Consider the following 22,678-nt stretch of genomic DNA (forward strand, 5'->3'; position numbering starts at 1 on the left):
ATATGCGGAAGAACAGAGCAGGAAAAGAAAAAAATGGAATTCAGATGTTTATCTTGGATGATGACAGGAATATTCTTGAGGCATTAAGTGCCAATTTTCGTTCCAAGGGCTACGAGGTGGATACACAGGACAATCCTCTTGAGGCGCTTGTGCAAATGGAGAGGAAGCATTATGATATTTTGATCCTGGACTTTATCATGGCACCGATCTGCGGGGATGAGGTGGTCGCAAGGCTCCGTAAATTTGATCAGAGGATCTGTGTGATCATGCTGACCGGACACAAGGAGTTGGCGCCGCCCCTGAATACAGTCAGAGAACTGGAAATTCAGGGATATTGCGAAAAGAGCAGCCGATATGACCAGTTGGAGCTGCTGGTGGAGAGCAGTGTCAAGAGTATCCGTCATATGAATACAATCTACCAGTATCAGGATGGGTTATCCAGCATCCTTTCCTCCATCCCGCATCTTCACCAGATGCTGCCGGTAGAGGAGCTTACACAACAGGTGCTTGTAGAGTTAAAAAGGCTGACTAGGTCAGCAGATTGTTTCGTTTGGGTAAAACCAGATGAAACACTGACGGATCTGGCTGAGGCCGAGGTGCCTAAGGATATCTATTGTGGGGCAGGTAGATTCGAGAAGTCTTTTTTAAAATTTGAGCAGGAGGATTATGTGAATGTGATTGAAGCAGTACGCCGCAGCATTCAGGATCACCGCATCCTATATCAGGAGGCACAAGGACTTTTGGTGGTGCCCCTGTTAGGGAAGAAAGAGGTAATCCTGGGTGTTATGGGGGCTACATTAGAAAAGGCGCCGGAAGATACGCTTCTGGACCTTCTTCTGGTCTATGCGGAGCAGGTTTCCACGGCGCTTCATAACACACTGCTAAAGATTCTTTTGGATGCCAACAATAAGCAGCTCACCCGCATGAACAAACGGCTGAGGGACAGCTATATGCAGACCGTAGAGGCCATGCGGCAGCTTGTGGATGCGAAGGATCTTTATACGAGGGGCCATTCGGACCGCGTTTCCTTCTATGCAGTGGCACTTGCGAAGACGATTCATGCGGACCGCAGGGTGGTCCACCGTGTCAGGACGGCCGGACTTCTGCATGATATTGGAAAAATCGGGGTTTCGGATGCCATCTTAAGCAAGCCGGATAAACTGACGGAGGAAGAATTTGCATGCATCAAAAAGCACCCGGCGATTGGTGCGAAAATCTTATCCTGTATGGACATGTTCTGTGCGGTAGGAGGAATCGTGTGTGCACATCACGAACGGTATGACGGGACGGGATACCCCAATGGGCTGAAAGGGGAGGAGATTCCTCTGGAAGCGAGAATGATCACGATTGCGGATTCCTTTGATGCGATGATGTCGGACAGACATTACCGGAAAAAGCTTTCTTTTGAGAAAGCAGTCAGTCAGCTCAAGGAAGGCAAAGGCAGCCAGTTCGATGCGCAGCTTGTGGAAGAATTCCTGAAAGTGCTGGAAAATTATGATGCGATCGTTGCGGAACTACAGTGGACTTATGAGGAAAATCAAAGAGGTAGATATGGAAATTATGGAACAGAAGAGTATATATAGGAATGTGACGATTTATCACACTCTGCCGGAATGCCTGCTCGCAGTGGGGAATCTGTACGCAGAGAAGCCGGCAATTACAATGTTTGGAAGAGATAGAAAAGAGCAAAGTGTGACCTACAAGGAGTTCGTGAAGGATGTCCAGGGAGCTGCTTTTATGATGGAGCAGAGAAATATGAGCGGCAGGCATATCGCCCTTGTGGGAGAAAACTCTTATGAATGGATCGTTGCGTTCTGTGCGGCCGGATGCATTGGCTCCGTGTCCGTTCCAATCGACGTGGAGCACCCGGAGGAGGAAATCGTCAATCTTGCAGAGTTTGCGGATGCCACTTTCACGATTGTTCAAAAGGAATTTCTGCCGGCCTTTGAAGGATGGCAGAAGGAAATGGTCATTCAGATGGAAACGACCTTTGCCGAGATGATTCAGAAAGGGCGAGAAGCGATTCAGACGAAGGGGATAGAAGAGTTCGAATTTGGTAAGAAGGTAGAGCAGGATACACCTCTTGCAATCGTTTATACGTCAGGTACGACCAGTGTTTCCAAGGCGGTGGTCTTAAGCCATTATAATCTGATGTATGATGCGTGCTGCTGTCAGGCATCCGTGAAACTGGAGGACCGGATGTTCAACCCGCTTCCTTTGTATCACACCTATTCCCTGGGCTGCGGAGTGTTGAACATCCTGGCTCATGGACAGAACATCTGTATCAATGGGAATTTAAAGACGCTGTTTCGGGATATTAAATTATACAGCCCCAGCATTATGATGGCGGTCCCACTTGTACTTGAGAACCTGTTAAAGGAAATTCATCGTGTACAGGAGAAAATGGGAATCCGCGGGCAGGTCGAGCAGGCCGTGGAGAAATATAGAAAAGGCCTGTTTATGAAAAAGCCTGTTCTTTTGAATGGAATGAGTGAGATTCTGGGTGAAAATCTGAGGACGATCTGCTGCGGCGGGGCGCATTTGAACGAAAAGATAGCTGAAGAATTTTTTGCCTATGGAATTGATCTGCTTCAGGGCTACGGAATTACAGAGTGCAGTCCACTGATCAGCAACAGCATACGGGGACAAAATAGAATCAACTCTGTAGGCCAATTGCTTCCGGGAATCGAGATGAAGATCGCGGATGGTGAAATCCTGGTGAAAGGGCCAAATGTATTCAAGGAGTACTATAAAAATCCAGTCGTGACAGAGGAGAGCTTTACGGATGGATGGTTCCACACCGGTGATATCGGATATTTGGACAGAAAGGGATTTTTGTATATCTGCGGACGCAAAAAGAACCTGATTGTATTCAATAATGGGAAGAAGGTAGTGCCGGAGGAGTTAGAGGCATACATTCATCAGATTCCACTGGTCAAGGAAGTCATGGTGTATGGTGCAAGCACTGGGAATGCGTTGGATGAGGTGAAGTTGTCAGCCTTGATCTGTGTGGACACAGACCAGACAGAGGAAACGGATAATTATAAGATATTAGAGACAATCCAGGAGGAAATCCAAGAGCTGAACATGAGACTCCCTATTTATAAGAGAATTCAGTCCGTAAAGCTGTCAGAATCCGAGTTTCAAAAGACATCTATGCAGAAGATACAGAGAAGGAAGGTAAACGTATGACAGAAGAAGCATTATTTGGCATTGTTGAGGAAATCGTAAGAGAGGTGACAGGGGTAGCATGTTTGACGATGGATACGGAGTTCGTAAATGACCTGGCTTTCAATTCCATGGATGTGGCAAATCTGATTTCTGCTTTTGAGGAAAAATTCGATGTGGACATTCCGATGAAGGATGTCCGTAATCTGATGCAGGTCAGAGATGTCATTCAATATATGAAAAAAATGGAGACATTAAATTAGGAATAATTTTTGAAAAGCTCTTGACAAAGAAATAGGAACTTGGTATGATTAAAAAACAGAACGCACTCTGTTTTTACAATTCTGATTGTATAAGAAAGTAGGGAAGCATATGAGAAGACAGGTATATTCATTACTGGTCGACAATAATCCTGGTGTACTCAGCCGGATCGCCGGGCTTTTCAGCCGGAGAGGATACAGTATTGACAGTATCACGGCGGGGATGACTGCAGATCCAAGATTTACAAGGATTACAGTTGTAGCCAGCGGAGATGAGCTGATTTTATCCCAGATCGAGAAGCAGGTCCGTAAGCTGGAGGATGTGATCGAGATCAAGGTATTGAAGGATGGCGAGTCCGTTTACAGAGAACTGATTATGGTGAAGATTCGCGCGAATGCGGCTCAGCGCCCAGAGGTCATCTCGATAGCAGATATTTTCCGGGCGAAGATCGTCGATGTTGAGAAAGAGTCTATGATCATTGAGCTGACAGGGAATCAGTCCAAGCTGGAAGCATTTTTAAATCTACTGGACGGTTATGAGATACTGGAATTGGCAAGGACCGGAATTACAGGTCTTGCAAGAGGCATTGAGGGTGTGACCTTTATTGATTAAGGCCTTGTATGGAATATGCAGGCCGTCGTAAGAGAAAAGGCCAAGGTATCAGGTTACATACAGAAGCTAGAGGCGAAGAGCCTTTAACTCATAAATCTATTGGACATAGATGTTCAATAAAAAAGCAATGTATCATCTGTGTGGACAACAGATGAGAGAGAATTAGGAGGAATGTCAAGATGGCAGCAAAAATTTATTATCAGGAAGATTGTAACCTTTCTATGTTAGAAGGAAAGACAATCGCAATTATCGGTTACGGAAGCCAGGGCCATGCACATGCATTGAACTTAAAGGAGTCAGGATGCAACGTGATCATCGGTCTGTATGAAGGAAGCAAGTCCTGGGCAAAAGCAGAAGCACAGGGATTTGAAGTATTCACAGCAGCAGAGGCTGCTAAAAAAGCAGATATCATCATGATTCTGATCAATGATGAGAAGCAGGCTGCAATGTACAAAAAAGACATCGAGCCGAACCTGGAAGAGGGCAATATGCTGATGTTCGCTCATGGTTTTGCAATCCACTTCGGACAGATCGTACCACCTCCGTATGTAGATGTTACTATGATCGCACCAAAGGGACCTGGACACACAGTAAGAAGCGAATACCAGGTTGGAAAGGGTGTTCCTTGTCTGGTAGCTGTACAGCAGGATGCATCAGGAAAAGCGCTTGATATGGCACTTGCATATGCACTTGGAATCGGCGGAGCAAGAGCTGGTGTCTTAGAGACAACATTCAGAACAGAGACAGAGACAGACCTTTTCGGTGAGCAGGCAGTTCTTTGCGGCGGTGTATGTGCACTTATGCAGGCGGGCTTCGAGACATTAGTAGAGGCTGGATATGATCCAAGAAATGCATACTTTGAATGTATCCATGAGATGAAACTGATCGTAGATTTGATCTATCAGTCAGGATTCTCTGGAATGAGATACTCTATCTCCAATACAGCAGAATTCGGTGATTACATTACAGGACCGAAGATCATCACAGAAGAGACAAAGAAGACAATGAAGAAGATTTTAAGCGATATCCAGGATGGATCTTTCGCAAAAGAATTCCTGCTTGATATGTCAGAGGCTGGCGGCCAGGCTCACTTTAGAGCAATGAGAAAGCTTGCAGCAGAGCATCCGGCAGAGAAGATCGGTGAAGAAGTAAGAAAGCTCTACAGCTGGAGTGACGAAGACAAACTGATCAACAACTAAAGCAAGACTACCATAAATTGATTATTAGGACCCCGGCGTCTGCAGATGAGCAGATGTTGGGGTTTTAATTACTTGTCTGTATGTCAGATTTTAATGTTGAGCGAAGCATCATTGCAGAGCATAGTACGTGACCATCTCAGAGACAGCGGGGATGTAGGTGGTAGAAAGGAGAGGGTGAAGGTGGCAGAAAAGAATGATTTCAGCCAGGGAAGCATTTCCAGGAATATCATAGGGCTGGCACTTCCGATGACACTGGCACAGTTGATCAATGTATTGTACAGCATCGTAGACAGAATTTATATTGGACATATCCCCCATACATCTGCCCAGGCATTGACCGGAATTGGACTGACCCTGCCGATCATCACGGTCATCATGGCATTTGCAAATCTGTTCGGCATGGGAGGAGCACCGCTGTGTTCTATAGCCAGGGGAGGACATGAGGAGGAGAAGGCAAAAAAGGTCATGGGGAATTCCTTTTCCATGCTGCTCTTATCGGGAGCGGTCCTGATAGTTTTGTGCCTTGCGTTTAAAAAGCCGCTGCTGTATTTGTTCGGAGCGAGTGATGTTACATTTCCTTATGCAGATGCTTACATCACCATTTATCTGTGCGGTACTCTTTTTGTCATGATCAGTCTGGGGATGAACAATTTTATCAATGCCCAGGGGTTCGGGAAGATGGGGATGCTGACTGTAATCTTAGGTGCGGTCACAAACATTGTGCTGGACCCGGTCCTCATTTTCGTGTTCCATATGGGAGTCCAGGGAGCGGCAATCGCGACTGTCATATCCCAGGGACTTTCCGCTTTCTGGGTCTTAAAATTTCTGACCGGGAAAAAAGCAATCCTGACTTTGGACCGCGGCTCTATGAAGCTGGATAAAAAGCTGGTCAAGGAAATCACAGCCCTTGGAACCTCTGGTTTTGTGATGTCCGTGACAAATGGAGCAGTTCAGATCGTATGTAATGCGACCCTGTTTCGTTATGGCGGCGATTTGTATGTAGGAATCATGACCGTAATCAATTCCGTGCGCGAGATCATCACGATGCCCGTAACAGGACTGACTTCCGGCGCTCAGCCTGTAATCGGTTATAACTATGGCGCTGGCTGCTATGATCGTGTAAAAAAAGCAATCAAGTTCATGTCAGCAAGCTGTATCATATTCACCTTCCTGATGTGGGCTGTATTATTCTTTGAGCCTGCCTTCTTCCTGGGCCTGTTCACCAGCGAGCCTAAATTGATCGAGGCCGGTGTTCCCGCCATGAGGATTTACTTCTGCGGCATTTTCCTGATGGCCCTCCAGTTCTCCGGGCAGTCTACATACGTGGCATTGAACAGAGCAAAACAGGCAGTGTTCTTTTCACTTTTCAGAAAAGTAATCATTGTTATCCCTCTGACCCTTATATTCCCCCTGATCGGAGGTCTTGGAACATCCGGCGTCTTCTGGGCAGAGCCAGTTTCAAATGCCATCGGAGGAACAGCAAGCTTCGTAACAATGCTGATCACCGTCTGGCCCACGCTTCAAGAAAAAAACTAGCCGAAGATGCATGACTGTGGTAAAATGTAATTAACAGTTAACAGGACGTGATTTTGCCCATTTCCAGAAAGGAGCCAGCAGCATGGATGAAAGATTAGTGAATTTACGATCGACGAAGAACCCGAAAGCCCGTATCAAGATTATGAGCGGTCATTTTGCGACGCGTCATTCTCATGTGAATACCTACATTGATATGTCAACGGTTAAGACCAGACATAATAACGCACGCGAGACGGCAAAGACACTGGCCGCAGAATATCTGATGAATACCATGGTAGATACCATTGTATGTCTTAAGAACACAGAGGTCATTGGAACGTTCATGGCGGAGGAACTTGCGGACAGCACAAATGCATCCATGAGCGGAGGCAATAACATTTCAGTTGTGACGCCGGAGTTTGATTCCTCGGGACAGATATTGTTCCGTGATAACAATCAGAGGATGATCGAGGGCAAACAGGTATTGATACTGATAGATTCCATGGCGACGGGGGCACTTGCTTACCAGGCGATTGAATCCGTTCTTTATTATGGCGGTACAGTATGTGGAATCTGTGCGGTATTTAGTGCAATCTCGAAGGTCGCGGGGATGGAGGTCAAGACCATTTTTGCCAGCTCTGATCTGCCGGACTACCATGTATATGCTCCGAATGAATGCCCGATGTGCAAGGCAGGGCAGAGAATCGAGGGATTGATCAACAGCTTTGGATATGCAAAATTATAAATACATACGATAAACATATATAAAGAAACATATACGAAAAAAGCACCCACCTGACGGGAGTGGGTGCTTTTGAGTCTATATTTCAGAAAATTAAGCAATCTCGTTAACAGCTTTAGATAAGCGGGAGATTTTTCTTGAAACAGTGTTTTTGTGATAAACACCTTTGCTGCCAGCTTTTGTGATCTCAACGATAGCAGCGTGTAATGCTGTCTTAGCAGCCTCTGCATCCTTGTGAGCTACAGCAGTCTCAACCTTCTTTACAGCAGTCTTAACTTTAGACTTGATTGCTTTGTTTCTTGCAGCCTTTGTTTCGTTAACTAAAATTCTCTTCTTAGCAGATTTAATGTTAGCCAATCTGTACACCTCCAAATATGTGAAATTTTCAAATAGTGATTTTCATGATTCCATCAAAATCGGACACGGACGTTTCAACGGAACATACTCATTCATTTTAAGATAAGGAACAATAGTTGTCAATACATATTTTCCAAAAAAATGTAAAAACTGTAACTATTCGTTACTGCTCACTCACAAGCTTGACATTTGTTGTCAAGCTATGCGCCAGAGTTGACAGTAGGATGGATTTCAGCCCCATGCATCGAAGATGCATTTAAAATGGGCTGAAATCGTTACTAAAAATTAGCATGATATTCAAATGATGTCAAGGAAAAGTGAGGGCTTTAAGATGTTGGAAAAGTATAGTGTGAGGACGGACCTTGCCCTGGAGGAGAAGGAACGGTTTGAATCCGACAATGTAGAGGTGCAGGGGGTCGTCCTGGAAGAGGAGTATGACGAGGAACGGGAAATTCGTGTTTCCAGGGTTCGCATCGAGACCGAAAAGGGCGCCAAGGTGATGGGGAAACCGGTAGGAACGTACCTGACAGTGGAGGCACCCAATATGGCTGTCCCGGATGAAGGATATCACAGGGAAATTTCAGAGGAGCTTTCTGGTTACATCAAAGAGCTGATCGACCGGCTTGGACTTCTCGGAAAGGAAGATTTGTCCGTACTCATCGTGGGACTGGGAAACCGGCAGGTGACACCGGATGCATTAGGACCGTACGTGGTGGATAATCTCTGTGTGACCAGACATATCGTAAAGGAATACGGGAAGTATGCGATGGGGATGGAACATGCGAACCTGGTCAGTGCGATTGTCCCCGGAGTCATGGGACAGACAGGAATGGAGACGGTGGAGATTGTCAAAGGAGTCGTGGAGGAGACCCGACCCGACTTGGTGATCGCAATCGATGCCCTGGCTGCCAGAAACAGCAGAAGACTAAACCGAACCGTACAGATCGCGGACACAGGCATCCATCCAGGCTCAGGCGTGGGCAATCATAGGAATGGCCTGACAAAGGAATCCCTTGGGGTTCCGGTCATTGGAATCGGTGTGCCGACGGTGGTGGACGCCGCTACGATTGTGAATGACACGATGGAGAATCTGATTTATGCACTGGAGACATCAGAGATGCTAAAGGGGGTAGGAGATGTCTTGCGGACATATAATGCGGCAGAAAAATATGAACTGGTCAAGGAATTGATCTCCCCTCATTTAAATGGGATGTTCGTGACGCCGAAGGATATAGATGAGATGGTCAAACAGATCAGCTATACGATTTCCGAGAGCCTGAACCTCCTTTTTACCAATGCAAAGGAGACGGCAGAGGCGTAAGGCAGGCAAAGAAAAAATCATATTATGCTTCCCATGGTCATATATATGGAGAAGGGTAAAATCCTCTTCTCCATAAGATGGCTTTGGCCCGGATTTCGGTGGAAAGAAGGCGGTATATGAGGCAAACAGCAGTAATCCGCATGGTTCTGGCTGCTTTCGGAGTATTGATATGTTTGGGTATTTTTTACATAAGCGGTAATAATGCTATAAATGAATTTCGATATGAGAGCCAGAAAACAATCCTAAAATATACGGAAGAGATGTACATGCCGGGCCTGGCTTATGTGAAAAGGGGACCTGAGCCATCAGCAGCAGAATGGATGAAGGAAAAGGCGTTGTCCTGGATGCCGCTGGTTCATTATGTGGAACAGAAGAAACCTTATGAGTCAGCGATGGAGGACGAGGAGACGATTGCAAAGATTTTGGAGAGTCAGGCAAATGATGAGAATGCGGTGGATGAGAACGGAAAACTGGTGGGAGAGGATACATTGGCAAAACAGGAGCCTGCCGTGGAGCAGGGGCAGTCGCCTATCGATATGTCGATTGAAAAGCTGAGGGATTTTGACTATCTGCTGAGCAATTTTTATACCGTGGACAGCTCGACGATGATCGGACCGGAGCAGCTCAATGTCGATGACCTGCTGGGACGCAGCATGAAGATCGACAAGAGCACGGGCGGTCCCAAGATTTTGATCTTCCATACTCATTCCCAGGAGGAATTCGCAGATTCTACGCCAGGCGACCCCAATACAAGTATTGTGGGCGTTGGGGAATACCTCTGTCAGCTTTTGAATGAGAAGGGGATAGAGACGATTCATGATACCGGGGTCTACGATATCATCAATGGTCAGTTGGACCGGAGCAATGCCTATGAAAATGCGGAGGCTTCCATACGTCCTATCATCGAAGCGAATCCTACACTGGAAGTGGCAATCGATCTGCACAGGGATGGTGTGGCGGAGGGGACCCACCTCGTCACAGAGGTCAATGGAAAGCCGACGGCTAAGATTATGTATTTCAACGGATTGAGCCGCACGAGGACGAACGGCGACATCGCCTACCTCTATAACCCTTATATCCAGGATAACCTGGCATTTTCTCTGCAGATGGAGCTGGCCTCCGAGAGCAGATATCCCGGATTTGCCAGGCATATTTATCTTAGGGGCTACAGATACAATCTGCATCTCCTGCCCAAATCACTGCTGATCGAGGCTGGGGCTCAGACAAACACCGTGGAAGAGATGAAAAATGCGATGGAAGTCCTGGCAGATACCCTGTGCCATGTAATCAGTGATTAGAATCTACTTTCTGCAGCAAAGCCGGAAACTGCGCAAAAGAAGCTTCTTGAACGGTTTGGGGTTTTGTGCTAAGATGAGATGAATGTAAAAAGGAGAGGGACTATGGGAAATAAGAATACATATGATGCAGACAGTATTTCTGTATTGGAGGGACTTGAAGCAGTCAGAAAACGGCCTGGTATGTATATAGGAAGTGTTTCGACAAAAGGTCTGAACCATTTGATCTATGAGATCGTGGACAATTCCGTGGATGAGCATCTGGCCGGATATTGTACACAGATTCATGTAACATTGGAAAAGGACGGCTCGGCCACCATTGAGGACAATGGACGAGGCGTCCCTGTTGGTATGCACAAAAAGGGAGTATCTGCGGAGCGTATTGTTTATACGACCCTTCATGCAGGTGGTAAGTTTGATGATACCGCTTATAAGACAAGCGGTGGTCTTCATGGTGTCGGTTCATCCGTTGTCAATGCACTTTCTACTTATATGGATGTACAGGTCTTTAGAGAGGGCGCGATTCATCATGACAGGTTCGAGCGCGGTGTACCGGTGATCGAGCTGGAGGAGGGTCTGCTTCCTATTATTGGAAAGACCAGGAAAACCGGGACGAAGGTCAACTTCATGCCGGATGATACAATTTTTGAGAAGACAAGATTCCGTTCAGAGGAAATCAAGAGCCGTCTTCACGAGACCGCATATCTGAATCCGGAACTGATGATTATTTTCGATGACAAACGGATGGAGTCACCGGAACATATTGTGTATCACGAGCCGGATGGTATCATTGGATTTATCAAGGACCTGAACCAGAAAAAGGAGGTCCTCCATGATCCGATTTATTTTAAGGGGACATCTGAAGGAGTTGAAGTGGAGGTGGCGCTGCAGTATGTCAATGAATTCCATGAGAATGTTCTGGGATTCTGCAACAATATTTACAATGCAGAGGGAGGAACCCATCTGACAGGATTCAAGACCACCTTCACTACGGTGATGAACCAGTATGCAAGAGAGCTGGGAATCTTAAAGGAGAAGGATGCCAACTTTACTGGCGCGGATATCCGAAATGGAATGACTGCCATCGTATCGATCAAGCACCCGGACCCGCGTTTTGAAGGACAGACTAAGACCAAGCTGGACAACCCTGATGCAGCGAAAGCGACCGGAAAAGTAACAGGGGATGAGATGGTTCTGTATTTTGACCGTAATGTGGAGGTCTTAAAGAAGGTGCTGTCCTGTGCGGAAAAGGCTGCCAAGATCCGTAAGACAGAGGAGAAGGCAAAGACGAATCTTCTGTCCAAGCAGAAGTATTCCTTTGACAGCAATGGAAAGCTGGCGAACTGTGAGAGCAGGGATGCAAAGAAATGTGAGATTTTTATCGTCGAGGGAGATTCTGCCGGAGGCTCTGCGAAGACAGCGAGAAACAGGATGTTCCAGGCAATCCTGCCGATCCGGGGCAAGATTTTGAACGTGGAGAAGGCAAGTATTGATAAAGTGCTGGCAAATGCGGAGATCAAGACTATGATCAATGCATTCGGATGCGGTTTTTCAGAGGGGTACGGCAACGACTTTGACATCAGTAAGCTGCGCTATGATAAGATCATTATCATGGCCGATGCCGATGTGGATGGTGCGCATATTTCCACGTTGCTGCTGACCTTGTTCTACCGCTTTATGCCGGAGCTTATTTATGAAGGACATGTGTATATTGCGATGCCGCCGTTATATAAAGTAATGCCGAAAAAAGGAGAGGAAGAGTACCTCTATGACGATAAAGCACTTGAAAAATACAGGAAGACACATGACGGACCATTTACCCTCCAGAGATATAAAGGTCTTGGAGAGATGGACGCGGATCAGCTATGGGAGACAACTCTGAATCCGGAGACGAGGCTTCTTAAGCTGGTAGAGATCGAGGATGCCCTGATGGCTTCCAGCGTGACCGAGATGCTGATGGGGACGGAGGTACCGCCAAGGCGCTCCTTTATTTACGAGAATGCAACGGATGCAGAGCTGGATATTTAAAAGAAGCAGGAGATAAAGAATGAGTAGTAGTGAATCACAGATTATCAGAACCGAATATTCTGAGGTTATGAAGAAATCATATATTGATTATGCCATGAGTGTCATTATTGCCAGGGCACTGCCGGATGTGCGGGATGGATTAAAGCCGGTGCAGCGCAGGACTCTGTATGACATGTATGAGCTTGGAATCCGCTATGACAAGCCTTATAGAAAGTGTGCGCGTATTGTAGGGGATACGATGGGTAAGTACCATCCCCACGGCGACAGTTCTATCTATGAATCCCTTGTCGTGATGGCACAGGATTTCAAGAAGGGAATGATCCTGGTGGACGGCCACGGCAACTTCGGCTCCATCGAGGGGGACGGCGCAGCGGCTATGCGTTACACCGAAGCCAGGCTTACCAAGTTTACGCAGGAGGCCTATCTGGCAGATCTGGACAAGAATGTCATCGACTTCGGACCGAACTTCGATGAGACGGAAAAGGAACCGCTTGTTCTGCCGGTACGTGTGCCGAACCTGCTGATCAACGGGGCAGAGGGAATCGCAGTCGGAATGGCGACCAGCATCCCGACACACAACCTGTGTGAGGTCATTGATGCGGTCAAGGCCTACATGAAGAATGATCAGATCAGCACAAAGCAGCTGATGAAGTATATCAAAGGACCGGATTTCCCGACAGGGGGCATCGTGGTCAACAAAGACGACCTTCTGAATATCTACGAGACCGGGCAGGGGAAGATCAAGCTGCGCGGGAAAGTAGAAGTGGAGGAGTTAAAGGGCGGCAAGAAGCAGCTTGTTGTAACGGAGATTCCTTATACTATGATCGGAAGCGGGATCGGAAAGTTTCTGAATGATGTCTGCAATCTGGTGGAGACCAAGAAGACCAATGATATCGTGGACATTTCCAATCAGTCCTCAAAAGAGGGAATCCGTATCGTCATTGAATTGAAAAAGGGTGCTGATGTAGAGAACCTGAAAAATATGCTCTACAAAAAGACCCGGCTGGAGGATACCTTTGGCGTCAATATGCTGGCAGTCGCTGACGGCAGGCCGGAGACGCTGGGGCTTAAGTCGATCATTGAACATCACGTAGACTTCCAGTTTGAATTGATGACCAGAAAGTACAACACGCTTCTCGCGAAAGAACAGGAGAAGCGGGAAGTACAGGAAGGATTGATCAAGGCGTGTGATGTCATTGATCTGATCATCGAGATCCTGCGCGGAAGTAAGTCTGTAAAGGATGCCCGTGCGTGTCTGGTCAATGGTGTGACAGACAATATTACATTCAAGTCCAAGATCTCCAAGAAAATGGCCTCTCTTTTAAGATTTACAGAGCGCCAGGCAACTGCGATTCTGGAGATGCGTCTGTACAAGCTGATCGGACTGGAGATCGAAGCACTCCAGAAAGAGCATGAGGAGACCTTGAAGAATATTGCACGCTATGAGGATGTTTTGAACAATTACGATTCCATGGCAGACCTCATTATCTCTGAACTGGAATCTTATAAAAAGGAATATGGAAGGAAGCGCCGTACCGCAATTGAGAATGCAGAGGAAGCAGTATTCGAGGAAAAGAAGATCGAAGAGCAGGAAGTCGTATTTTTGATGGACCGTTTCGGATATGCGAAGACAATCGATGTGGCGGCCTATGAGAGGAATAAAGAAGCGGCTGACAGTGAGAATAAATATGTCGTGCACTGTATGAACACCGGGAAAATCTGTATCTTTACCGATACCGGGAAGATGCACCAGGTGAAGATGCTGGATCTGCCATACGGAAAGTTCCGGGATAAAGGAACGCCGATCGATAATGTCAGCAATTATTCCAGCAGTGAGGAGCAGATCGTTATGGTCTGTGATGCCGAGCAGATGCGGTTTGCGAAGCTTTTATTTGCCACAAAGCAGGGCATGGTCAAGAAGGTGGAAGGAACCGAGTTCCAGGTGGCAAAACGGACGATTGCGGCGACTAAGCTGCAGGAGGAAGATGCGCTGATTAGTGTCAGTGTGGTGACAGAGAACCAGAATGTAGTACTCCAGACCAAGGGCGGATATTTCTTGAGATTCCCGGCAGAGGAAGTCCCGGAGAAGAAAAAGGGCGCTGTCGGTGTCAGGGGAATCAAGCTGCAGAAGAAGGATGAACTGGAGAATGTGTACTTGTTTGAAGAAGGCGCGGAGACGAAGGTTGCTTTTGGGGAAAAGGAAGTGACTCTGAACCGATTAAGACAGGCACACCGGGATACACTGGGGACGAAGAACCGGAATTAAGCGGCCGTTTAGGAACGACTGTGCACAGTACTTATCAGGCAGTCAAATTAAAAAAGTATAAACTTTGCCCCTTGCATTTACTGGAAAAAGGTGCTATACTAACCACAGTTACATAGGAACCCGGCAGAAGAGTGAACGAAAGTTCACTCTTCTTTGTTGCTAAGGGTCTCATCGCAGTTTGATGGGATTTACAATCCGTATAGATGGCATCCGGGTGACTTATTCTAACGATCATGTATAGAAAAAGCAAATGCAGAGAAAGGGAGTTTAGCGTGTCAAGAAAAGAACAGTATGAACTTAAGACAGAGGAGCTTTTGGAACCGATCGTAACAGGGTTCGGCTTTGAACTGGTGGATGTGGAATATGTGAAGGAGGCCGGTACATGGTATCTGCGGGCTTATATCGACAAGCCGGGCGGGATTACCGTGGATGACTGCGAAGTGGTCAGCAGGAAGTTTTCAGATATTCTGGATGAAAAGGATTATATAGAAGATACGTATATCTTCGAGGTGAGTTCCCCGGGACTGGGCAGACCGCTGAAAAAGGAGAAGGATTTCAAGCGTAGCCTGGGTGAGGAAGTAGAGATTCGGACATACCGGGCGATCGACCGCCAGAAGGAGTTTGTCGGGATCTTAAAGGATTATGATAAGAATACTGTAACGATAGAATACGAAGATGAGTCGACTCAGACCTTCGACAAAAGTGAGATTGCGCTTATCCGCTTAGCTTTGGATTTTTAATTTAGGAGGAAATAATAATGAATACAGAATTATTGGAAGCATTGACTATTCTTGAACAGGAAAAGAACATCAGTAAAGATACCATGATGGATGCCATCGAGAATTCTCTTATCAGCGCATGCAAGAACCATTTTGGAACTTCAGATAACATCAAGGTCATTATGGACCGCGAGACATGTGATTATGCAGTGTATGCGGAGAAAGAGGTCGTAGAGGAGGTATTTGATCCTGCGATTGAAATCAGCTTAGAAGATGCGGAGAAGTTAGATTCTGCACTGCAGATCGGGGATGTAGCTCAGATACCGATCGAGTCCAAATCTTTTGGACGTATTGCGACACAGAATGCCAAGAACCTGATCTTACAGAAAATCAGAGAAGAAGAGCGTAAAGTCGTATACGATCAGTATTTCGAAAAAGAGAAAGATATCGTAACAGGTATTGTTCAGCGTTATGTGGGAAGAAATATTAGTATCAACCTGGGAAGAGCAGATGCAATGCTGACAGAGAACGAGCAGGTAAAAGGTGAGGTGTTCAAACCGACAGAGCGTATCAAATTATACGTTGTAGAGGTCAAGAATACACCAAAGGGACCGAAGATCCTTGTTTCCCGTACTCATCCTGAGCTGGTGAAGCGTCTGTTCGAGGCAGAGGTCGCAGAGGTAAAGGATGGAACTGTTGAGATCAAGAGCATTGCACGTGAAGCAGGCTCTCGTACAAAGATGGCCGTTTGGTCCAACGATGAGAATGTAGATCCGGTCGGCGCATGTGTCGGAATGAATGGTGCCAGAGTCAACGCGGTTGTCAATGAGCTGCGGGGCGAGAAGATCGATATCATCAACTGGGATGAGAATCCGGCACTTCTGATTGAGAATGCGCTCAGCCCGGCTAAGGTGATTTCCGTTATGGCTGACCCGGATGAGAAGGCAGCAAGCGTCATTGTACCGGACTATCAGTTGTCATTGGCGATTGGTAAGGAAGGTCAGAATGCAAGACTTGCAGCACGTCTGACAGGATACAAGATCGATATCAAGAGCGAGACACAGGCCATTGAGTCAGGGGAGCTTCCAGAAGACTACATGGAACAGATGGGAATGATGGAAGAGGGATATGCTGATGACGAGTATGAGAGTGGATATGAAGAAGAGTATCCGCAGGATTATGAGGAGCCGGCAGAGACTTCAAAAGACCAGGATTACGAAGAGATTGAATTCATTGAGACAGATGGTGAATAATAACCGTATAAGAGGTGGAATGATTGAACAATAGAAAGATACCGATGCGTAAATGCGTTGGCTGCGGTGAGATGAAGCCGAAGAAGGAACTGATACGCGTCTTACGCACAGCAGATGAAGAATTTGTATTGGATGCGACTGGGAAAAAGAACGGGCGCGGAGCCTATCTGTGCTGCTCAAAGGAATGTTTCCAAAAAGCAGTGAAAAGTAAAGGACTGGAGCGTTCTTTTAAGCAGGCGATTCCTGCCGAAGTATATGAGCGTTTGGAAAAGGAGATGAACGAGATTGATACCAAGTAAAGCGTTATCTCTGGTCGGGCTTGCTACGAAGGCGGGGAAGACGGTGAGCGGTGAGTTCATGACGGAGAAAGAAGTGAAGTCAGGAAGGGCCGCACTGGTGATCGTTGCGGACGATGCATCAGACAATACAAAAAAGAAGTTTCGCGATATGTGTGAATTTTATAAGGTTCCAATTTATTTTTACGGAGATAAAGATACCTTAGGGCATGCAATGGGAAAAGAATTCCGTGCATCTCTGGCGATATTGGACGAAGGATTTGCAAAGGGAATTCGAAAACATTTAGAAACGAAAGACAATACAATTGCATAAAGGAGGTAGTTAATATGACAAAAATGAGAGTACATGAACTGGCTAAAGAGCTGGGGATGGAAAATAAAGAACTGATGGATATTTTAGTAAAGAAGAACGTTGAGGTGAAAAGCCATATGAGTTCTTTGGCCGATGAGGTGGTGGATAATATCCGCAAAGGACATAAGGGAAGTGCTGCCCCGGTAGCAAAGCCGGCAGAGGCGAAACCTGCAGCAGATGAGAAGGCGGCAGAGGACGCAGCACCGAAGAAGAAAAATATCGTGCAGGTATTCCGTCCGCAGAATTCCAAGAGTGGTGGACGCATGAGCAGCGGACATCAGGGACAGCGCCCGCAAGGAAGCCGTCCACAGGGGAACACGCAGGGACAGCGTCCACAGGGAAGCCGTCCGGCAGGAGCAGCACAGGGAGCAAGAACGCAGAGTGCAGCCAGCCAGCCGGCATCTGAGAATACACAGGCACAGCGTCCTTCCAGCACACCAGCACAGAACGCGCAGGGACAGGGAACACCAAGACCGTCCGCATCCACACAGGAGTCAAGACAAAACCAGTCTTTAGGACAGAGACCATACAATTCTAATAACCAGAGAAATGCTGATGGTGGTCAGAGATACAACAATAACCGCGGCGGCCAGGAGAGAAGCTACGACGGCCAGAATAACAGAAATAACAACGGTCAGCGTCAGGGCGGCTACCAGGGAAATAACCAGCGCCAGGGTGGAAACTATCAGGGTAATGGACAGCGCCAGGGCGGTGGAAGCTACCAGGGCAATAATCAGCGCCAGGGCGGCGGAAGCTATCAGGGAAATGGACAGCGCCAGGGCGGCTACCAGGGAAATGGACAGCGTCAGGGCGGCGGAAGCTACCAGGGAAATGGACAGCGCCAGGGTGGCGGAAACTATCAGGGAAATGGGCAGCGTCAGGGCGGTTACCAGGGTAATGGACAGCGTCAAGGCGGCGGTTATGCAGGCAATAATCAGCGTGGAGGAAATCAGTCTTCCCGTCCGGGTGAACGCCGTGATAACAGAAGAGATGACAGAGATGCAATCCCAACACCATTAGTAGAACAGCAGAAAGCATCCAGGAATAAAGCAAAAGACAAAGAAAAAGATTACAAGAAAAAAGAATATAAAGAGAATGATTTTGGCAAGAAGGGCAAAAAGCAGAAACCTATCGTTGAGGTTCAGAAGCCGCAGCCGAAGCAGGAGAAGAAAGTCGAAGAGATCAAACAGATCATCCTTCCAGAGGTTCTGACGATCAAAGAGCTTGCTGACAAGATGAAGATGGTTCCTTCTGCAATCGTGAAGAAATTATTCCTGCAGGGCAAGATCGTGACTGTAAACCAGGAGATCGATTATGAGACAGCAGAAGAAATCGCAATGGAATTTGAAATCCTCTGTGAGAGAGAGCCTGTCGTTGACGTAATCGAAGAGCTCCTGAAAGAGGAAGAGGAGGACGAAAACACCATGGTGAAACGTCCGCCTGTAGTCTGTGTCATGGGTCATGTTGACCACGGTAAGACTTCCCTTTTGGATGCCATTCGCCATACCAATGTCATTGGACGTGAGGCCGGCGGTATCACACAGCACATCGGTGCCTATGTGGTCGAGGCAAACGGCGAAAAGATCACCTTCCTGGATACACCGGGACATGAGGCATTTACCGCTATGCGTATGCGTGGTGCAAATGCAACAGACATCGCGATTCTGGTCGTTGCAGCAGACGATGGTGTGATGCCGCAGACAGTTGAGGCAATCAACCATGCGAAAGCCGCTGGCATTGAGATTATCGTAGCAATCAATAAGATTGATAAGCCGAGTGCAAATATTGACAGAGTAAAACAGGAACTTGCAGAATATGAACTGATTCCAGAAGATTGGGGCGGAAGCACCATCTTTGTACCGGTATCTGCACACACAAAGGAAGGAATCAAAGACCTGTTAGAGATGATCCTTCTGACTGCAGAAGTAATGGAATTGAAGGCAAATCCGGACCGTGCAGCAAGAGGTCTGGTGATCGAGGCTGAGCTGGATAAAGGAAAAGGATCTGTTGCGACTGTTCTGGTACAGAAGGGTACCCTTCATGTTGGGGATGCCATTGCGGCTGGTTCCGCACATGGTAAGGTAAGAGCCATGATGGATGACAAGGGACGCAGAGTCAAAGAAGCAGGCCCTTCACAGCCGGTAGAGATTTTAGGATTGAATGATGTACCGAATGCAGGTGAAGTCTTCGTAGGCTGTGATACAGAAAAAGAAGCAAGAAGCTTTGCAGAGACCTTTATTTCACAGAACAAGGTCAAACTGCTGGATGATACGAAGTCTAAGATGTCTCTGGATGATCTGTTCACACAGATCAAGGAAGGAAACTTGAAAGAGCTCAACATCGTTGTAAAGGCGGATGTACAGGGTTCTGTAGAGGCATTGAAGCAGAGTCTTCTCAAGCTGTCCAACGATGAGGTCGTTATTAAGATCATCCATGGCGGCGTAGGTGCGATCAATGAATCTGACGTTATTCTGGCATCTGCATCCAATGCAATCATCATTGGATTCAATGTGCGCCCGGATGCGACAGCCAAAGAAATCGCAGACCGTGAAGGCGTAGACTTAAGACTTTACAGAGTCATTTACAATGCAATCGAGGATGTGGAAGCAGCCATGAAGGGCATGCTCGATCCGATTTTCGAAGAAAAAGTACTCGGACACGCAGAAGTACGCCAGACATTCAAGGCATCTGGTGTGGGAACGATTGCTGGTTCTTATGTACTGGATGGTATTTTCGAGAGACACTGCTCTGTCCGACTCACACGCGACGGCATTGTAATGTTTGACGGACCTCTTGCATCTTTGAAGCGTTTCAAGGATGATGTGAAGGAAGTCAGGGCAGGATACGAATGTGGTTTCGTATTCGAGAATTATAACGACATCAAGGAAGGCGACCTCGTGGAAGCCTACAAGATGGTCGAAGTAGAAAGAAAATAAGACCGTAGATTTTACAGCGGTTATGTGAAGGAGCATTTATGAGAAAAAATAGTATCAAGAATACAAGGATCAATACAGAAGTGCAGCGTGAATTAAGCAACATCCTGCGCGGAGGGATCAAGGACCCGCGAGTGGCGCCTATGACTTCCGTCGTAGCTGTAGAGGTGGCTCCTGACCTGAAAACCTGTAAGGCATATATCAGTGTGCTTGGAGATAAGAAGGCACAGGAGGATACGATCAAAGGTCTTCAGAGCGCGGAGGGATTTATCAGACGCGAGCTGGCAAGAACAATTAATATGAGGAACACTCCGGAAATTAAGTTCATCATGGACCAGTCCATTGAATATGGAGTCAATATGAGTAAGAAGATTGATGAGCTGACAAGAGATTTGAAAGACGGGGATGAGTAAAATGAATTTGCAGTTATCTGAGATTCTGGAAGGGAAACAGACCGTAGCCCTGGGCGGGCATATCCGCCCGGACGGGGACTGCGTCGGTTCCTGTATGGGGCTGTATATGTATTTAAAGGAGCAGTACCCTCACCTTGAGACAGATGTATATCTGGAAGAGATACCAAAGGCTTACCAGATGATTGAAAGGACAGAAGAAGTAAAAAGCCAGATTCCGGCGGATAAGCAGTATGATCTGTTTATCTGCCTGGACTGCGGAGACGAGAGGCGTCTTGGTTTTTCAGCGCCTCTGTTTCGCGGGGCAAAACAGACATTCTGTATCGATCATCATGTAAGTAATGAGGCATTTGCAGGCATCAATAACATCGTTCCAGATGCGAGCTCTACGTCAGAGCTGGTCTTTTTACTGCTGGATAAAGAAAAGATAAGCCGTCCAATTGCAGAGGCACTGTATATGGGTATTGCCCATGATACAGGGGTATTCCAATACTCCTGCACCTCACCGGAGACGATGGAAGCTGCTGCGGAGCTGATGAGAAAAGGGATTGACGGCAATGACATCATTGACCGGACCTACTATGAGAAGACTTATGTACAGAATCAGATTCTGGGACGGGCGCTGCTGGAAAGTATTCTTGTTTTGGACAAGAAATGTATTGTTTCAGTCGTGGACCAAAAGGAAATGGAATTTTATGGTGCAGGTCCCAGCGATCTGGAGGGAATCGTAAGCCAGCTGCGTCAGACAAAAGGCGTGGAAGTAGCGATGTTCCTGTATGAGACAGAGACCAGGCAGTTCAAGGTAAGCCTGCGTTCCAAGGGGAAAGTCGATGTCAGCGCCATTGCCAAGTATTTTGGAGGAGGCGGGCACGTGCGGGCAGCCGGTTTCAGTATGACAGGTTCCAGTCACGATGTGATCAATAATGTGACCGAACAGATCGCGTTGCAGTTGGAGGCATAAGGAAATTGACGGGAAGACAGATATGATAAATGGTGTGATCAATATATATAAAGAAAAGGGTTTTACTTCACATGATGTAGTTGCAAAGCTTCGGGGAATCGTGGGGCAGAAGAAAATCGGCCATACCGGGACACTGGACCCGGATGCCGAGGGCGTGCTGCCTGTCTGCCTCGGAAGAGCGACGAAGTTATGTGATATGCTGACAGATAAAGATAAGACCTATGAGGCAGTTCTGTTGTTTGGAAAGACGACAGACACACAGGACATTTCGGGCACGGTCCTGGAAGAGAAGGACACCAGTCTTCTGACTGTGGAAAAAATAGAAGAATGTATACGAGCATACATCGGCGAGTACGAACAGGTTCCGCCGATGTATTCTGCGCTGAAAGTGAATGGAAAAAAACTCTATGAGCTTGCCCGGGAAGGGAAGGAAGTAGAGCGCAAGGCCAGAAAGGTGCAAATCTATGATATCCAGATCAAGAAGATTGAGATTCCCCGGGTGACCATGGAGGTCACTTGCTCCAAAGGAACCTATATCAGGACCTTATGTCATGATATAGGCCGTGATTTAGGAACAGGTGCCTGTATGGAGGAGCTGCTCCGTACAAGAGTGAGCCGGTTTGATTTCAAGGACAGTCTGCGGCTCAGTGAGATTGAAGCTTTGAAAAAAGCAGGAAAGCTTATGGAGATCGTTATGCCTGTGGATCAGATGTTTTCTGATCTGAGGGCATTGTCTGTAGACAGCGCACATGCGCCGCTGGCATATAATGGAAATCCTTTAAAGGCACGTTTTCTACATGAAAAGACAGAAACGCTGCCAAATATGGAAGCACAAGAAAGTGACCATCAGGATGTTCCAAAAGATGGTATAAGGGTCAGAATTTATGATGAAGATGGCAGATTCATAGGGATTTACTGCTATCATGAAAAAAGAAAAGAATACAAGCTGGAAAAAATGTTTTTGGACCAGGAAGAGTTGCGGGGATAGAC

20 protein-coding genes are annotated in these 22,678 nt (G+C 46.9%); 19 read left to right on the top strand and 1 reads right to left on the bottom strand.

Features of this window, described 5'->3' with window-relative positions:
• Window positions 1-2: 2 nt before the first annotated feature.
• The 7 genes from HGO97_RS07835 to HGO97_RS07865 all read left to right on the top strand — a co-directional run bounded on the left by HGO97_RS07835 (window position 3) and on the right by HGO97_RS07865 (window position 7,500).
• Entirely contained in the window at window positions 3-1,583 is a 1,581-nt protein-coding gene (locus tag HGO97_RS07835; protein WP_216240754.1) for an HD domain-containing phosphohydrolase, read from the top strand.
• Window positions 1,528-3,192, top strand: coding sequence for an AMP-binding protein (locus HGO97_RS07840; RefSeq protein WP_246597349.1), 1,665 nt, complete (start codon window positions 1,528-1,530; stop codon window positions 3,190-3,192). The genes HGO97_RS07835 and HGO97_RS07840 overlap by 56 nt, the downstream gene beginning before the upstream one ends.
• Window positions 3,189-3,431, top strand: a complete 243-nt coding sequence (locus HGO97_RS07845; RefSeq protein WP_216240756.1) for an acyl carrier protein — start codon at window positions 3,189-3,191, stop codon at window positions 3,429-3,431. The genes HGO97_RS07840 and HGO97_RS07845 overlap by 4 nt, the downstream gene beginning before the upstream one ends.
• A gap of 109 nt (window positions 3,432-3,540) precedes the next feature.
• Window positions 3,541-4,041: an acetolactate synthase small subunit gene (ilvN, locus tag HGO97_RS07850; RefSeq protein WP_216240757.1), complete on the top strand. Its 501-nt coding sequence runs from the start codon at window positions 3,541-3,543 to the stop codon at window positions 4,039-4,041.
• A gap of 179 nt (window positions 4,042-4,220) precedes the next feature.
• Complete coding sequence (gene ilvC, locus HGO97_RS07855; RefSeq protein ID WP_216240758.1) at window positions 4,221-5,240, top strand: ketol-acid reductoisomerase; 1,020 nt, start codon at window positions 4,221-4,223, stop codon at window positions 5,238-5,240.
• A 180-nt stretch (window positions 5,241-5,420) separates the two neighbouring features.
• A complete protein-coding gene (locus HGO97_RS07860) occupies window positions 5,421-6,776 on the top strand; it encodes an MATE family efflux transporter (protein ID WP_216240809.1) in 1,356 nt (451 codons plus the stop codon).
• 82 nt (window positions 6,777-6,858) lie between these two features.
• Complete coding sequence (locus HGO97_RS07865; protein WP_216240759.1) at window positions 6,859-7,500, top strand: type I phosphoribosyltransferase; 642 nt, start codon at window positions 6,859-6,861, stop codon at window positions 7,498-7,500.
• 90 nt (window positions 7,501-7,590) lie between these two features.
• Here the strand turns inward: HGO97_RS07865 and rpsT are convergent, their stop codons facing one another.
• Window positions 7,591-7,854 (bottom strand): 30S ribosomal protein S20, encoded by a 264-nt coding sequence (gene rpsT, locus HGO97_RS07870; RefSeq protein WP_216240760.1) that lies wholly within the window; start codon window positions 7,852-7,854, stop codon window positions 7,591-7,593.
• A 331-nt stretch (window positions 7,855-8,185) separates the two neighbouring features.
• Here rpsT and gpr point away from each other — a divergent pair, with 331 nt between their 5' ends.
• The 12 genes from gpr (at window position 8,186) to truB (ending at window position 22,676) form a co-directional block, all read left to right on the top strand.
• Window positions 8,186-9,175 carry a GPR endopeptidase gene (gene gpr / locus HGO97_RS07875; RefSeq protein ID WP_216240810.1) on the top strand — a complete coding sequence of 330 codons (990 nt, stop codon included), beginning with the start codon at window positions 8,186-8,188 and terminating at the stop codon, window positions 9,173-9,175.
• A 116-nt stretch (window positions 9,176-9,291) separates the two neighbouring features.
• Window positions 9,292-10,473, top strand: coding sequence for a stage II sporulation protein P (spoIIP, locus tag HGO97_RS07880; protein ID WP_216240761.1), 1,182 nt, complete (start codon window positions 9,292-9,294; stop codon window positions 10,471-10,473).
• A gap of 102 nt (window positions 10,474-10,575) precedes the next feature.
• Entirely contained in the window at window positions 10,576-12,498 is a 1,923-nt protein-coding gene (locus HGO97_RS07885) for a DNA gyrase/topoisomerase IV subunit B (RefSeq protein WP_216240762.1), read from the top strand.
• A gap of 19 nt (window positions 12,499-12,517) precedes the next feature.
• Window positions 12,518-14,764 carry a DNA gyrase/topoisomerase IV subunit A gene (locus HGO97_RS07890; RefSeq protein WP_216240763.1) on the top strand — a complete coding sequence of 749 codons (2,247 nt, stop codon included), beginning with the start codon at window positions 12,518-12,520 and terminating at the stop codon, window positions 14,762-14,764.
• A 272-nt stretch (window positions 14,765-15,036) separates the two neighbouring features.
• Window positions 15,037-15,504, top strand: coding sequence for a ribosome maturation factor RimP (gene rimP / locus HGO97_RS07895; RefSeq protein WP_216240764.1), 468 nt, complete (start codon window positions 15,037-15,039; stop codon window positions 15,502-15,504).
• A 17-nt stretch (window positions 15,505-15,521) separates the two neighbouring features.
• A complete protein-coding gene (nusA, locus tag HGO97_RS07900; protein WP_216240765.1) occupies window positions 15,522-16,736 on the top strand; it encodes a transcription termination factor NusA in 1,215 nt (404 codons plus the stop codon).
• 44 nt (window positions 16,737-16,780) lie between these two features.
• Entirely contained in the window at window positions 16,781-17,035 is a 255-nt protein-coding gene (gene rnpM / locus HGO97_RS07905; protein ID WP_216240811.1) for an RNase P modulator RnpM, read from the top strand.
• Window positions 17,022-17,345 carry a L7Ae/L30e/S12e/Gadd45 family ribosomal protein gene (locus HGO97_RS07910; RefSeq protein WP_216240766.1) on the top strand — a complete coding sequence of 108 codons (324 nt, stop codon included), beginning with the start codon at window positions 17,022-17,024 and terminating at the stop codon, window positions 17,343-17,345. The genes rnpM and HGO97_RS07910 overlap by 14 nt, the downstream gene beginning before the upstream one ends.
• Before the next feature lie 14 nt (window positions 17,346-17,359).
• Window positions 17,360-20,320: a translation initiation factor IF-2 gene (infB, locus tag HGO97_RS07915; RefSeq protein WP_216240767.1), complete on the top strand. Its 2,961-nt coding sequence runs from the start codon at window positions 17,360-17,362 to the stop codon at window positions 20,318-20,320.
• Between the two features lie 38 nt (window positions 20,321-20,358).
• On the top strand, window positions 20,359-20,730 hold the full coding sequence (gene rbfA, locus HGO97_RS07920) for a 30S ribosome-binding factor RbfA (RefSeq protein ID WP_109729244.1): 372 nt from the start codon (window positions 20,359-20,361) through the stop codon (window positions 20,728-20,730).
• Window position 20,731: 1 nt separating this feature from the next.
• The gene (locus tag HGO97_RS07925; protein WP_216240768.1) at window positions 20,732-21,688 is read left to right on the top strand and encodes a DHH family phosphoesterase; all 957 of its coding nucleotides are present in this window, start codon (window positions 20,732-20,734) and stop codon (window positions 21,686-21,688) included.
• 22 nt (window positions 21,689-21,710) lie between these two features.
• The gene (gene truB, locus HGO97_RS07930) at window positions 21,711-22,676 is read left to right on the top strand and encodes a tRNA pseudouridine(55) synthase TruB (protein ID WP_216240769.1); all 966 of its coding nucleotides are present in this window, start codon (window positions 21,711-21,713) and stop codon (window positions 22,674-22,676) included.
• Window positions 22,677-22,678 lie beyond the last annotated feature (2 nt).

This window comes from Faecalicatena faecalis (assembly GCF_012524165.2).
Lineage (GTDB): Bacteria > Bacillota > Clostridia > Lachnospirales > Lachnospiraceae > Faecalicatena_A > Faecalicatena_A faecalis.